Annotated in this window: 14 protein-coding genes; 9 read left to right on the top strand and 5 right to left on the bottom strand. The window is 67.4% G+C overall.

Annotated features, from left to right (window positions below; translation table 11 throughout):
* The first annotated feature begins 48 nt into the window (after positions 1-48).
* Positions 49-684 (top strand): uridine kinase, encoded by a 636-nt coding sequence (udk, locus tag MX571_RS12265; protein WP_247417078.1) that lies wholly within the window; start codon positions 49-51, stop codon positions 682-684.
* Positions 685-750: 66 nt separating this feature from the next.
* Here udk and MX571_RS12270 read toward each other — a convergent pair whose 3' ends face one another.
* Positions 751-1,002 carry a hypothetical protein gene (locus tag MX571_RS12270; RefSeq protein ID WP_247417079.1) on the bottom strand — a complete coding sequence of 84 codons (252 nt, stop codon included), beginning with the start codon at positions 1,000-1,002 and terminating at the stop codon, positions 751-753.
* Between the two features lie 72 nt (positions 1,003-1,074).
* The gene (locus tag MX571_RS12275) at positions 1,075-2,787 is read right to left on the bottom strand and encodes an acyl-CoA carboxylase subunit beta (protein WP_247418481.1); all 1,713 of its coding nucleotides are present in this window, start codon (positions 2,785-2,787) and stop codon (positions 1,075-1,077) included.
* Between the two features lie 184 nt (positions 2,788-2,971).
* Here MX571_RS12275 and MX571_RS12280 point away from each other — a divergent pair, with 184 nt between their 5' ends.
* Both MX571_RS12280 and MX571_RS12285 read left to right on the top strand, forming a co-directional pair.
* Positions 2,972-4,138: an acyl-CoA dehydrogenase family protein gene (locus MX571_RS12280; protein ID WP_247417082.1), complete on the top strand. Its 1,167-nt coding sequence runs from the start codon at positions 2,972-2,974 to the stop codon at positions 4,136-4,138.
* Between the two features lie 229 nt (positions 4,139-4,367).
* The gene (locus MX571_RS12285) at positions 4,368-4,508 is read left to right on the top strand and encodes a hypothetical protein (RefSeq protein ID WP_247417083.1); all 141 of its coding nucleotides are present in this window, start codon (positions 4,368-4,370) and stop codon (positions 4,506-4,508) included.
* Positions 4,509-4,608: 100 nt separating this feature from the next.
* Here MX571_RS12285 and MX571_RS12290 read toward each other — a convergent pair whose 3' ends face one another.
* Positions 4,609-6,249 carry a class I adenylate-forming enzyme family protein gene (locus tag MX571_RS12290; protein WP_247417086.1) on the bottom strand — a complete coding sequence of 547 codons (1,641 nt, stop codon included), beginning with the start codon at positions 6,247-6,249 and terminating at the stop codon, positions 4,609-4,611.
* A 133-nt stretch (positions 6,250-6,382) separates the two neighbouring features.
* Here MX571_RS12290 and MX571_RS12295 point away from each other — a divergent pair, with 133 nt between their 5' ends.
* The 3 genes from MX571_RS12295 (at position 6,383) to MX571_RS12305 (ending at position 7,760) form a co-directional block, all read left to right on the top strand.
* Positions 6,383-7,174, top strand: a complete 792-nt coding sequence (locus MX571_RS12295; protein WP_247417088.1) for an HAD-IIA family hydrolase — start codon at positions 6,383-6,385, stop codon at positions 7,172-7,174.
* Positions 7,175-7,222: 48 nt separating this feature from the next.
* Entirely contained in the window at positions 7,223-7,375 is a 153-nt protein-coding gene (locus MX571_RS12300; protein WP_247417090.1) for a hypothetical protein, read from the top strand.
* 130 nt (positions 7,376-7,505) lie between these two features.
* Positions 7,506-7,760, top strand: a complete 255-nt coding sequence (locus MX571_RS12305; RefSeq protein ID WP_247417092.1) for an MTH865 family protein — start codon at positions 7,506-7,508, stop codon at positions 7,758-7,760.
* A 69-nt stretch (positions 7,761-7,829) separates the two neighbouring features.
* On the opposite strand, the gene MX571_RS12310 is transcribed toward MX571_RS12305, so the two are convergent.
* Positions 7,830-8,309 (bottom strand): metal-dependent hydrolase, encoded by a 480-nt coding sequence (locus MX571_RS12310; RefSeq protein ID WP_247417095.1) that lies wholly within the window; start codon positions 8,307-8,309, stop codon positions 7,830-7,832.
* A gap of 273 nt (positions 8,310-8,582) precedes the next feature.
* On the opposite strand from MX571_RS12310, the gene MX571_RS12315 reads away from it, so the two are divergent.
* On the top strand, positions 8,583-9,179 hold the full coding sequence (locus tag MX571_RS12315; protein ID WP_247417096.1) for a peroxidase-related enzyme: 597 nt from the start codon (positions 8,583-8,585) through the stop codon (positions 9,177-9,179).
* A gap of 104 nt (positions 9,180-9,283) precedes the next feature.
* Here the strand turns inward: MX571_RS12315 and MX571_RS12320 are convergent, their stop codons facing one another.
* Positions 9,284-10,603, bottom strand: coding sequence for an MFS transporter (locus MX571_RS12320; RefSeq protein ID WP_247417098.1), 1,320 nt, complete (start codon positions 10,601-10,603; stop codon positions 9,284-9,286).
* A gap of 204 nt (positions 10,604-10,807) precedes the next feature.
* Here MX571_RS12320 and MX571_RS12325 point away from each other — a divergent pair, with 204 nt between their 5' ends.
* Both MX571_RS12325 and MX571_RS12330 read left to right on the top strand, forming a co-directional pair.
* Entirely contained in the window at positions 10,808-12,286 is a 1,479-nt protein-coding gene (locus MX571_RS12325; protein WP_247417099.1) for an ABC transporter substrate-binding protein, read from the top strand.
* Positions 12,287-12,289: 3 nt separating this feature from the next.
* Positions 12,290-12,829: an RDD family protein gene (locus MX571_RS12330; RefSeq protein WP_247417101.1), complete on the top strand. Its 540-nt coding sequence runs from the start codon at positions 12,290-12,292 to the stop codon at positions 12,827-12,829.
* Positions 12,830-12,835: the final 6 nt, after the last annotated feature.

The raw sequence follows: 12,835 nt of genomic DNA on the forward strand, positions 1-12,835 counted from the left end.
GCGACGGAACCCGAGCGATTCAAGCGTCCGGGGTCGTAGGTGAGGGCAATGACGCAGCCGTCGTTCGTCATCGGCATCGCCGGGGGCACGGGTGCCGGGAAGACCGCCGTGGCGCGCGAGGTGAAAGACGCCGTCGGGGAGGCGGTCACGCGCATCCCGCTCGACAACTACTACCGGGACCTCTCGCACCTGCCGATGGACGAACGCGAGGACGTCAACTACGACCACCCGTCGGCGTTCGAGTGGGACCTGCTCGCCGACCACGTCGCGGCGCTGCTGCGCGGGGAGTCCGTCGAGATGCCCCAGTACGACTTCACCGCCCACAACCGCAAACCCGAGCGGCTCACCGTCGAACCCTCGGCGGTCATCGTCGTCGAGGGAATCCTCTCGCTGTACGAGTCCGACCTCCGGGACCTGTTCGACCTCTGTGTCTACGTCCAGACGGACGCCGACGTGCGCATCCTCCGGCGCATCCAGCGCGACGTCATCGACCGGGGCCGCGAACTGGAGGGCGTGATGGACCAGTACCTCGGGACGGTGAAGCCGATGCACGAGCAGTTCATCGAACCGACGAAGAAACACGCCGACATCATCATCCCGGAGGGGCTGAACCGCTCGGCGGTCGACCTCCTCATCAAGAAGATCCACGCCGAGATGCGCGAGCAGGAGGAAGCGCTCGCCTGAGCGGCTCCGACCGGTCGTGCGCCGGACGGAATCCTCGTACGCTCTCCTCCCGCCCCTGCTCTCGTCTCAGCGACGGCCGTCGTCCACGAACCGTTCGACGGCCGCGACGAACCGGTACAGCAGGTAGACGACGTACAGCACGACACCGGCCCAGAAGAGCTGGTAGAGCAGGCCGAACCACACGGCGATGCCGGGGCCTCGGAAGCTGAGCAGGGTGTAGACGAGCGAGAGTGCGAGGAAGCCGACGATTGCTGGTGGGATGTACTCTAGCCACGACGGACCGCGTTCGTACAGTTGGAGGGGAGTGTACGGCGACATACGGTCACGGTTCGGCGTTCTAACCATAACAGTTCCGGGGGGTTGACACTCCGGTTCGAAGGTAATTCGCCCTCAGAACAGCACGGTCCCGTGGTGGCGGTCCCGCTCGGTGCGGCGCTTGTTCCGGAACGCCCGGAGGCGAGCGGCTAGCTGGTCGCGCAGGTCGCCGGCCGGGACGAGTTCGTCGACCTGCATCGTCGCGGCCTGTGAACGGATGTCCACGTACTTCTGGAACTCCGCCTTGGCGCTCTCGACGAACTGCGCACGCGCCTCGCCCTCCATCTCCTCCAGTTGCCCGCCGAACAGCGCGTGGACGGCCGCGTCCGGCCCCATCACCGATATCTCGGCGGAGGGGAGCGCGAGCGTCGCGTCCGGGCCGAACGACGGACCGCACATCGCGTAGATGCCCGCGCCGTACGCCTTCCGGGTGACGACGCAGAACTTCGGTACCTGCGCGTTCGACGTGGCGTAGATGAACTTCCGGCCGCGCTGGAGGATGCCGTCGCGTTCGACCGCGGAGCCGACCATGAACCCCGGCGTGTCACAGAGGTAGACGAGGGGGATGCCGAACGCGTCGCAGATCCAGACGAACTCCGCGCCCTTCTCGGCGCTGTCCGGGAAGATGGCCCCCGAGACGCGCTCGGGCTGGTTGGCGACGATACCGACCGGGCGACCGTCGATACGGCCGTAGCCCGTGACAAGTTCCGGCGCGAAGCGAGGTTTGAGTTCGAACCACGACTCGCGGTCGACGAGGCGGTCGATGACCTCGTGGACGTCGTACGCCTTGTTCGGCTCCTCGGGGATGACCGCGTCCAGGCTCTTCGGGTTCGCGGCGGGCGGTTTCGGCGTCCGGGTCGGGAGGTCGGCGTCGAACGTCTGCGGGAGGTAGCCGAGCAGGTCCCTGACGGCGGTGGCGGCGGCCTCCTCGTCCGGGACCACGAGGTCGGCGCTCCCCGACTGCGTGGCGTGGACGTCCGGCCCCCCGAGTCCCTCCATCGTCACCGACTCGCCGGTCATCGCCTCGACGATTCGTGGGGAGGCGATGGCCATCCCGGATATCTCCTCGACCATTATCAGATAGTCGCAGAAGACGGGCGTGTAGGCGCTCCCGGCGATGTCGGGACCGTAGAGCACGCCGATCTGTGGCACCTGGCCCGAGTGGATGCACTGGTTGTAGAACATCCGGCCGCCGCGGTAGCGGTCCATGTGGGTGTCTCCCTCGTCGCGTTCGTCGGCGTCGAGGCGCGCGCCCGTCGAGTCGATGAGCCGCAGGATGGGCGCGCCAGCCTCCACCGCGCGCTCGGCGAGGCGTATCTCCTTCTCGACGCCCATCTGCCCGAGCGACCCGGCCTTGACGGTGTAGTCGTTTGCGGTGAAGAACACTTCTCTGCCGTCGATGAGGCCGACACCAGTGAGCAGGCCGTCGGCGGGGAACTCCAGTTCGTCGGCGTCGCCGGACTCGAACCGGGCGAACGTGCCGTCCTCGTAGGTCACTTCGTCGAAGATACGGTCGATGCGCTCGCGGACGAACAGCTTCCCGAGCTGGTCGAGCTTCTCGTGGCCGCGCTCGGGGCCGCCCGAGACGACGCGCTCGATGTCCTCGCGCAGTCGGTCCTCGCGGTCGGTGACGACGCGGTCGCTCTCGTCCCACGCGTCGTCCCCGGCCGTGGCGACCGGGCCGTCGTCGGCGACGAGTTCGACCGGCCGACCGAGGTGTTCGGCGAGGGCGGTGGCGAGGACGCGAGCCGTCTCCTCGTCGGTGTCGCCGCGGACGGTTATCTCCACGACGACCACCGCCGTGGGTGTGCTCGACACCGCCGATGCGTCGTCCGTCGAATCGACCGGGAGGGAGGCAGTCGGGTCATGCACGGTCACGTCGCCGAGATAGCAAATAGCTGTGGGGGACGTGGTCGTGGACCGTGTGGCGTGTCACCACAACCGTCATTACCGCGCCGGTCGGCGGTCGTGTATGGCGAGTGACAACGACGACCTCCACGGCCTCATCCGCGAGTCGGTGCGAGGTATAGCGAGCGAGTTCGACCGGGAGTACTGGCGCGAGCACGTCGACGAGAAGGCGTTCCCGGAGGCGTACTGGCAGGCGCTCGCCGACGACGGCTGGCTGGGCGTCGCCATCCCCGAGGAGTACGGCGGCGAGGGCCTCGGGATGGAGGAGATGACTATCATCATCGAGGAACTGTCGCGGGGGGGCGGCCAGGGCGGCATCGTGTTCGTCCTCACGCCGGTGTTCGGCGGCATCGGCATCACCCGCCACGGCACCGAGGCGCAGAAGGAGGAGTACCTCCCGAAGATCGCGTCGGGCGACGTGCGGTTCTGCATGGGGCTGACGGAGGCTCACGCCGGGACGAACACGCTCAACATCGAGACGCGGGCCGAGAAGGAGGGGGGCGAGTTCGTCGCCTCTGGCCAGAAGATGTGGATATCGGGCGTCGAGAACGCCGACACGATGCTGCTCATAGCGCGGACGAGCGAGTTCGACCCGTCGAACCCGACCCACGGCGTCTCGATGTTCCTCGTGGACGACCCCGCAGAACGCGACGCCATCTCGCTGTCGACGGTGGACGTGGCGCTGCCGTGGTTCGAGAAGCAGTACCAGGTGGACATCGACGGGCTCCGGATCCACGAGGACGACATCCTCGGCGAGGAGGACGGCGGCCTCTACATGCTCTGGGACACGCTCAACACCGAGCGCATCGCGGGGGCGGCGTCGTCGCTCGGTGGGGGGCTCCGGGCGGTGGACCTGGCTGTCGACTACGCCTGCGACCGCGAGGTGTTCGGCCAGCCAATCGGTGCTCACCAGGCCATCCAGCATCCCCTGGCCGAGTCGTACGCGAAACTCGTCTCGGCGCGGGAGGTGATGTACGAGGCCGCGCGGAAGTGGGACGCTGGCGAGGACTGCGGCATGGAGGCGAACGCGGCGAAACTGCTCACGAGCGAGTTCGCCACGGAGGCCGCAGACCGGGCCATCCAGACGCACGGCGGCAACGGGTTCACCCGCGAGTACGAGGTGTACGACATCTGGCAGAACATGCGGCTGACGCAGGTCGCGCCGGTCACCAACCAGATGGCGAAGAACTTCATCGCCGAACACCACCTCGGCCTGCCTCGAAGCTACTGAGTCGGTGAGAGCTGCGGCCGTGCGGCTCTCCCGTTTCGGTGGTCTCACGTGGGTACGACTGCCGCGGTACGTGGCACCACAGTTCTGACTGTTCGTCCACGAAAACCCTCATCGTCGTGAACTCGTCCGGTATCTGACCATCTAGTACCTTATACACCTGAGTCGAGCGTGTGAGAACATAGGTCATGTCAGCAAAGGCTTTTCAATGTCACCCCGAACAACAGGATGTATGCCCGAGACCATCCAGCCTGAGCACGACGACGCGCCCGACGACGAACTGGAGGAGGAATCGGTCGAGGACAGCGAGGCGGAGGAGGAAGAGGAGAAGACGTTCGACTTCCCGACACCGGGTGGCCTGCGCGGCCTGTAATCCGGTACCGCACCCGCTCGTTCTATCGATTCGACGGTTCGCCGAGTGTCACCACCAGCCGCCGGCGCGCTCGGCGAGACGCGACGGTCGCTCGGCGACGCTACAGCTCCTCGCTCGGTGAGAGCGGTCCGTCGAGCCGTTCGTCGGCGGCCTCCTCCAGCTTGTAGCGCTGGACCTTCTGGGTCGCGCTCCGCGGCAGGTCCTCGACGAAGAACACCCGTCGTGGATGCGCGTAGGTCGCCACGTGGTCCAGCGTGAACCGACGGAGGTCCTCCTCGGACACCGATTCGCCCTCCTCCAGCACGACGAACGCGATGGGTGCCTCGCCCTTCGTCTCGTGGGGGACGCCGACGACGGCGGCCTCGGCGACGGCCGGATGTTCGTACAGCGCGTTCTCGACCTCCGCGGGGTAGATGTTCTCTCCGCCCGCGATGATCATGTCGTCGGCGCGGTCGACGATCCAGAAGTAGCCGTCCCGGTCAACGCGCGCGACGTCCTCGGTGTAGAACCAGCCTTCGTCGTCGAACACCTCGGCGGTCTTCTCCGGGCGGTTGTAGTACCCCTCGAACACGTTCGGGCCGCGGATGGCTATCTCGCCGGTCACCGAGTCGTGGTCGTCGAAGTCGATGTCTGGGTTCGGATGCGGCGAGAGGTCGTCGGGGGCGACGATCGTCTCGCGGGTCGCCGGGTCGGCTATCTTCAGTTCCACGCCGTAGACCGGCGGGCCGACGCAGCCGGCCGCCTTCCGGACGCCGCGGGCGGGTTCGACGGTACCGGCCGGAGCGGTCTCCGTCATCCCCCAGCCTTCGACCATCGGCACGTTCCACGCCTCCTCGATGGTGCGGCGCGTCTCGTCGGCCAGCGGCGCGGCCGCGCAGGTGACGTCCTCCAGCGACGAGAGGTCGTACTCCTCGGGGTCCTTCCGATACTCGCGGAACATCGTGGAGTACATCGCCGGAACGCCCGCGAACTTCGTGATGCGTTCGTCCTCGATGGCCCGCAACATCGGGACGGGTTCGGGCGTCGGCTGCAGGTACATCGTCGTCCCGGAGTAGATGCCGGTGCCCATCAGCGCGTTGAGCGCGTAGATGTGGAACAGCGGGAGGACCAGCAGGAACGAGTCCTCGGCGTCGATGGCGAGGCCGCCCTTGTCGTACGCCTCGACGGTCGTCAGCAGGTTCTCGTGGGTGAGCATCACGCCCTTCGGCCGACCGGTGGTCCCCGAGGTGTACGGCTGGCAGGCCACGTCGTCGTAGGCCCGCGACGGTCGGTCGAGGTCCGGCGAGGCGTCGGCGAGCGCGGCTTCGAGGTCCTCCACGCCGTCACCGCCGCCCGCGACGAGGGGGTGTTCTACCTCGGCGGCCGCCGATAGCTGGCCCACCTTGTCGCCGATGAGCTGAGACCCCACGAGGTGGTTCGCGCCCGCGTCGTTCAGAACGAACACGAGCGTTTCGGGGTCCATCCGGAGGTTGAGCGGCGTCGGCACGCCGCCTGCCTTGATGGCTCCGAAGTACGCGACCGGGAACTCGTTCGTGTTCGGAATCATCAGACCGACCCGGTCGCCCGGCGTCAGCCCCCGGTCGAGCAGGGCGTTCGCCATCCGGTCCGAGCGGTCGTCGAGCCCCGCGAACGAGAGTTCGTCCGCGTAGAAGCTGAACGCCGCCTTCTCGCCGTACCGGTGGGCGGCCATCGCCGGCAGGTCGCCCACGTGTCGCAGGGGTTCGCCCTGGTGGAGTTCCATGGTAGCGTCTGACGCTGTTCGTCCGACAACATAAACGTTCACTCCGTTGGTAGGTATAGAGGGGTGTTGTTCTACCAACGTTCACGGACCCTACGACCGTCGTCGTTAACCGACACTCTCGCGTCTGGTCCGTATGGACGTTCGCGGGGCGGTCGTGGACCTGGACGGGACGGTGTATCGCGGCGGGACGCTCGTCGACGGGGCGCTGGCGGGTATCGAGGCGCTCCGTGACCGCGGGGTCGACCCGCTGTTCGTGACGAACAACCCGACTCGCTCGCCGGCGGAGTACGCCCGACGGCTCGGCGAGATGGGACTCGACGTGGCCCCCGACCGCGTGCTGTCGGCGGGGTCGGTGACGGCGCAGTTCCTCGCGGACCACCACGCCGACGAGGAGACGTTCGTCGTCGGCAGCGACGGCCTCCGCGAGCAGTTGCGAGCGGTCGGCGTCGCGCTGACGGGTGACCCGGAGGACGCGGCGGTACTCGTCACCTCCCACACCTACGGGTTCGACTACGAGGCGCTGACCGAGGGGTACTGGGCGCTCCAGTCCGCCTCGACGTTCGTCGGGACGGACCCGGACCTGACGTACCCGAGCGCCGACGGCCGCGACCGGCCGGGGTCGGGAGCCATCACCAACGCCGTCGGCGGCGTCGCCGACCGCGACCCGGACCACGAGTTCGGCAAGCCCTCGCCGGAGACGCTGGCGGCGGTCCGCGAGCGACTGGACTGCAAGCCGGAGCACTGCCTCGTCGTCGGCGACCGTCTCGACACGGACGTCGCACTGGGAGCGACCGGCGGGATGCAGACCGGCCTCGTCCTCTCGGGAAGCACCTCTCGGGCGGTGTACGAGGCGCGAGACCCCCAGACGATGCCGACGCCCGACGTCGTGCTGGAGCATCTGGGCGAACTACGGACCGTCTTGTGAGTCACTGTCTGACATAGCTTTTTATACGTGGCTGTGTTCCCCACTACCATGAGGAATCCAGACAGCCCGTACCTCTTCGGCGAGGTGGACGACGACGACCCAGAACCCCCAGAGACGCCGGACGTGAGCCGTGAGACGGTCATCGTCGACGGCGCGGCGATGAGCTACAGGGGATACCAGCGCCAGCAGGGTGAGGAGTGACGGACCCGCCACGACCCTGACGAGTCGTCGAGGCTGGCGACCCTGACTCCGTCGGCCGTGTAAACTCGGAGCGTTCGGTTTGCGGTTCCATACGGTTTTTTATTGTCAACGGTTCACTGTCCGGTGTCCTATGGCAGACAAAGACGAACTCCGTCAACAGATGATCGACGCGTTCGAAGGTGCCGACTACCCCATCAACAGCCCGATGGACCTCGTCCCGGCGCTGCCGAACGGTCCCTCGACGAAGTTCGAGTCGGGTGACTTCTCGATGACCGCCATGGAGCTCAACACGAAGCTCGGTGGGGGAGACTTCCCGTACGAATCGGCGGACGCGTTCGTCGACGACATCATGGACCAGCTCGAGGACCAGGGTCACTTCGACTGAGTCGCTGCTGCGACTGAGTCGCCGCCGCGACAGAACCGGCGTCGCCTCTCGCCTCCGATTCTCGTTCTTTCAGCGCGCGAGCACCGCCAGTGCCGTCGCGAACAGGCCGAGCGCCAGCAGCCCCCAGTTGGCGACGGTGCTGCTCGCTCGTGTCACTCCGAGACTGAACCGACGCCCCGACAGCGGCCAGAGCAGCGGGACGCCAGAGGGCGTCAGCCAGTCGGCCAGCAGGTGTGTAGTGACGCCGAACGCACCGACGAATCCCGCGAACGGGACCAGCCACTGAACGGCGAGCGACGGGGGGAGTCGAGTGACGGCCAGCGTCGCGACCCCCGCCAGCGTCGCGCCGACGAGCAGCGCGAACGCGAGGGAGTGGGTGGGACCGCGATGGCGGAGCAACGGTATCCGGAGGTCCACGTCCGGGAGCCGTGCCAGTGCGAGGACGACGACGCCACCCGCGACGGCGAGTACGGGGTCGGTCCCGAACACCGTCCAGCCGACGGGAGCGTAGCAGACGAGCGCTGCCCCCCAGTGGCCCTCTTTGCGCATGGAGGGGATGACGACGCGACCGGCATGAACCGTCCGCTTTTCGTCACCGCGTCCCTCGACTCGGTATGTTCGCGCTCGCGGGGTCGGTCGTCGAGTCGTACGGGCCGTTCCTCGTCCCCGTCGTCGTCTTCGTGGCGGGACTCGTCGGCTACGGACTGCTCTACGCGCTCAACCGGTGGCAGTGAGCGACGGGTCGTCACGCGAGCAACGGCGGAGCACTCGGGACGCGACCCGCCACCTAGAGCTTTCCCGTCGGCCCCGGAAGTCGGCCCCATGAGCGACGAGACGGAGCCGGCGATGCGGAACTTCCCGGTCCCCGACTACGACGACCTGCCCGAGGACCTGCAGGAACGAATCGACGAGGAGACGGAGCAGGCCGGGTTCACGCCGAACGTCTTCTCCGCGATGGGGTACAAACCGAGTCACTTCCGGGCGTTCTTCGACTATCACGACGCACTCGTCGAGGACACCGCCCTCGAACGCGAGGAAATAGAGATGCTCGTCGTCACCGTCTCCGGCGTCAACGACTGCCTCTACTGCGTCGTCGCCCACGGTGCGCTCGTCCGCATCTACTCGAAGGACCCGAAACTCGCCGACCAGCTGGCGACGAACCACCGCGCCGCCGACCTCAACCCGACCCACCGCGCCATGCTCGACTTCGCCGTGAAACTCACCGAGTCGCCGGGTCGAATTGACGAGGAGGACCTCGAAGCGCTCCGCCTGCAGGGGTTCTCCGACGAGGCAATCTGGGACATCGCCAGCGTCGTCGGCTTCTACAACCTCTCGAACCGGATGGCCGTCGTGATGGACATGCGCCCGAACGACGAGTTCTACCGGTTGGGGCGAGACCAACCGTCACACTCGGAGTAGGGGGCTCGAACGACGTTCTACGTCCCTGTCCGTTAGAGAGAGAGGTCCGATGGTGCTACTGTGAGTCGGTACGGCTCCACGACGGCAAGAGGACCCGGCCCCGGTCACGCCCCCGCCTCCGCGCTCGTCCCCGAGCGGACGAGCGGGACCGCCGCGACCACCAGCGTGAGAACGACGACTGCGGCACACAGGGCGTAGGTCGTCCCGAAGCCGAACCAGTCGTCGACCATCGGGACGGCGAGCAGTGGACCGAGACTCAGTCCGACGTCGCCCATGATGTTGTAGACGCTGCCCATCCGACCGATCTCGTCGCCCGGCGTGATGTCGCCGAGGATGGCCAACAGCGCGGGGCCAGCACCGCCGGTCCCGACACCGATGAGTGCCGTCCCAGCGAACAGGCCGAGGAGCGTCGGGAGCGCGGCGAGCGTGAGGAGACCCCCACCCATCGCGAGGAACGCGGGGACGAGAATGGAAGCTCTGTTCGAGAGCCCGTCGGAGACCCGACCGCTGGCGAACGTCGTGAGACTCGCCGTGACGACGCCGACGCCGAGGACGACGCCACTGATGCCCGCAGCGTCGAGGACTCCGAGTTCGACCCCGGTCTCTGCGGCGTACTTGACGACCGTCGCTAGCAACACGCCGCCGAACGTGAACCGGATGGTCATGTTTCCGACGCCGATGGGGACGACCCGTGGCTCGCGGCGGACCATCGCCGGCAGCTCCCGGAGACTGGTCCGCTCGTCGGTCGACGGCGCGACGTCGGGGAGGACGACCAGCGCGACGAACCCTGCGACGACCGCCAGCACGCCGGCCAGCAGGAACGCCTCCGCGATGCCCAGCAGGTCCGCCATCAGTCCACCGACGACCAGTCCGGTCGGGAACCCCAGGGACTGGCCGCCGCGCATGTAGCCCAGCCACCGTCCACGGTTGGCCGCCGTCGTCACGTGCGTGATGGTGGCGAACGCACCGAGGAAGACGAACGCGCTGCCGAACCCCCACATCGTCCGGGCGAGCAGGAAGACGGCGGCGGCGTTCGACACCGGCCCGACGACCGGCAGCGCCGCGAACGTTCCACTGGGGACGTACAACCCCGCGACGTAGCCGAACGGGGCCAGTCCCTGCACGAACAGGCCGACTATCATCGGTCGGCGCGCACCGACGGCGTCGACGACGGTGCCCGCCGGGGCGTTCATCAACAGGCGCGCGATGCGATTCGCCGAGAGGATGACGCCGAGGACGACCGCGCTGATACCGAGGAGGTCGTCGAGGAGGGGGAGCGTCGGGAACGCGACGCCCGTCGCCACCCCGCCGAAGAACACGCCAGCCACCACGGCCAGCGCGACGGTCCGAATCTCGTGGGGTTCGAACGTCGCGTCGGCCTGCGACTGGGGTCGCTCCGCGGCGTCGGACTCGCCCGTCGTCACGGTCGCTGAGTCACCTCGCGGCCAGCGGGTGGCGACGGTACCGGCACTGCAACGAGATACCGTGCGCGTCGGTTAACAGTTTCTCACGGGACGAAGTCGAGTCCCCAGAGGTAACCGATGGATGGACTGTCTGCGGTTTTAACGAACAACGCTGTCTCAGAGACCGGAACGCTTGTATATTGTTAACATAATACATTATAAGACATGGTCCGGAAGCCAATCGACAGACGGCGGGTGTTACAGGGAATCGGGGCCGGAATCGTCACCGCGACGGCGGGCTGTGCGGGTGGTGGGGACGGCGACCAGGTTCCGGGAGATGGAACAGGCGACGGCGGCGGGGGAGGCGGCGGCGGTGGCGGCGGTGGAAACGGGAGTGACAACGACTCGGGCAGTGGGGGCGGTAGCACCGGTGAGGTCCTCGCACTGACCGACTACGCCAGCGAGGCGTGGCAGGCGAAGTGGGAGGACGAGATAATCCCCGGATTCGAAGAGGAGGTGAGTCCGGACTACCAGGTCACGACGGAGTACGTCGGCCTCCAGGGCACCGGCGAGCAGCGCCTCACGACGCTGTTGCAGTCGGGTAACCCGCCGGAGATGTACCACGGCACAATCACGCAGGTCGCCGACCTGGTCGCGCAGGGACAGACCCGACCGCTCGACGACACGCTCTCGTCGCTCGAAGAGGCCAACGGTGAGATGTACTTCAAGAGCACCGTCACCGTCGACGATAGCGTCCAGATGATACCCCACGGTCTCTACCTCGGCGGGACGCTCAACTACCGCCAGGACATCTACGACACGCTCGGTCTGTCGGTGCCCGAGACGTGGGACCAGCTACTGGAGAACGCTCGGGCCATCTCGGAGTCCGACGAGACGAACGCCACCGGGTTCGCCATCGCCGCACAACCCGCCGGGAAGGCCGGGTCGGACTTCGACAACTTCCTCCGCAACGCCGGCGGTGGCGTCTTCCAGGGGACCGAGGGCGAGGAGGCCGAGATCTGGTTCGACGAACAGCACGTCACCGAAACGCTGACGATGATGAACGACCTCGCGGAGTTCTCGCCGGACCCGTCCAGCCTCAACTGGGGGCCGACCATCGAGAACTGGGTCGCGGGGCGCATCGGTCAGTGCATCATGAACAACGCGTGGCTGGCGGGACCGGCGTACGCCGCCGGCGCGACCGAAGTCGCACTGAACACGAACATCGCGCCCGTCCCGATGCAGAGCGACGCCGACCCCATCGACCGTGGCTGGGCGCTCATCGACGGGACGCCCGTGCTCAGCGAGTCGGACAACCCCGACGGGGCCATCGAGTTCCTGGAGTACATGTACGGCTCGCCGGAAGCGCAGGCCGACAAGAACCTCGTCGAGCCGATGCGGTTCCTCCCGCCCTACCAGGACATCCTGGAGACCGACGCCTACCAGAGCGCCGAGATATTCCAGGCGGAGGACGGCCACTTCCTCGAACTCAACCGGCGGTGTTTCGAGGAGATAGCGCCGAACCTCTCGAGCGACGAACGCCCCTCGACCGTGGCGACGACCTACGAGAGCAGGTTCCAGTACGACTCCGAGATGGTGAACTCCGTCGTCGTCCAGGGGAACTCGCCACAGCAGGCGTACGAGGACGCACTGGCGAAACTCGAACAGCGCTTCCAGGAGGGACAGGAACTCGCCTCGTCCTGAACGGTGTTCGACTGGTTTCCCAGCCGACGCCCTCCCGACCCGGCCGTCGACTCGGCCACGCCGCGACTGCTCGGTCGCCGAGCGCTCGCCGTCGTCGTCGACCTCCTCCTGTGTTACTTCGTCCTCGAGGCGATTCCGCTCGCGCTCGTCGTCTGGCTGCTGCCCGGTCTCGCGGAGGCGAACACGACCGCGCTGTTCGTCGGGAGTGTCGTCGCGCTGGCACCCGTGTCGGTCGTCTACGGCTTCTACTTCGAGTGGCGCTACGCCCGCACGCCCGGCAAGGAACTGACCGGTCTGGTCGTGACGACGCCCGACGGGATACCGCCCGGCATCGTCGCTTGCGGTGTCCGGAACCTGCTCCGATACGTCGACTTCCTCCCGGTCGGGTACCTGCTCGGCGTCCTCGTCGCGGGTCTGTCGAGCGACGGTCGGCGCGTCGGGGACAGAGTCGCCGGGACGCTCGTCGTTCGACCCAGAGCGACGGTCGAGCGCGAGCAGAGAGCCCCCACCGACGGACGAGAAGAGCGGACGGGCCGCGCCTGAGAACCC

Source organism: Halomarina salina (assembly GCF_023074835.1).
In the GTDB taxonomy this organism is placed as follows: domain Archaea; phylum Halobacteriota; class Halobacteria; order Halobacteriales; family Haloarculaceae; genus Halomarina; species Halomarina salina.

Bases quoted from the DNA above. Each gene is read 5' to 3' on its own strand.
- udk (WP_247417078.1), top strand. From the start codon at position 49: ATGACGCAGCCGTCGTTCGTCATCGGCATCGCCGGGGGCACGGGTGCC.
- MX571_RS12270 (WP_247417079.1), bottom strand. From the start codon at position 1,002: ATGTCGCCGTACACTCCCCTCCAACTGTACGAACGCGGTCCGTCGTGG.
- MX571_RS12280 (WP_247417082.1), top strand. From the start codon at position 2,972: ATGGCGAGTGACAACGACGACCTCCACGGCCTCATCCGCGAGTCGGTG.
- MX571_RS12285 (WP_247417083.1), top strand. From the start codon at position 4,368: ATGCCCGAGACCATCCAGCCTGAGCACGACGACGCGCCCGACGACGAA.
- MX571_RS12290 (WP_247417086.1), bottom strand. From the start codon at position 6,249: ATGGAACTCCACCAGGGCGAACCCCTGCGACACGTGGGCGACCTGCCG.
- MX571_RS12295 (WP_247417088.1), top strand. From the start codon at position 6,383: ATGGACGTTCGCGGGGCGGTCGTGGACCTGGACGGGACGGTGTATCGC.
- MX571_RS12300 (WP_247417090.1), top strand. From the start codon at position 7,223: ATGAGGAATCCAGACAGCCCGTACCTCTTCGGCGAGGTGGACGACGAC.
- MX571_RS12305 (WP_247417092.1), top strand. From the start codon at position 7,506: ATGGCAGACAAAGACGAACTCCGTCAACAGATGATCGACGCGTTCGAA.
- MX571_RS12310 (WP_247417095.1), bottom strand. From the start codon at position 8,309: ATGCGCAAAGAGGGCCACTGGGGGGCAGCGCTCGTCTGCTACGCTCCC.
- MX571_RS12315 (WP_247417096.1), top strand. From the start codon at position 8,583: ATGAGCGACGAGACGGAGCCGGCGATGCGGAACTTCCCGGTCCCCGAC.
- MX571_RS12325 (WP_247417099.1), top strand. From the start codon at position 10,808: ATGGTCCGGAAGCCAATCGACAGACGGCGGGTGTTACAGGGAATCGGG.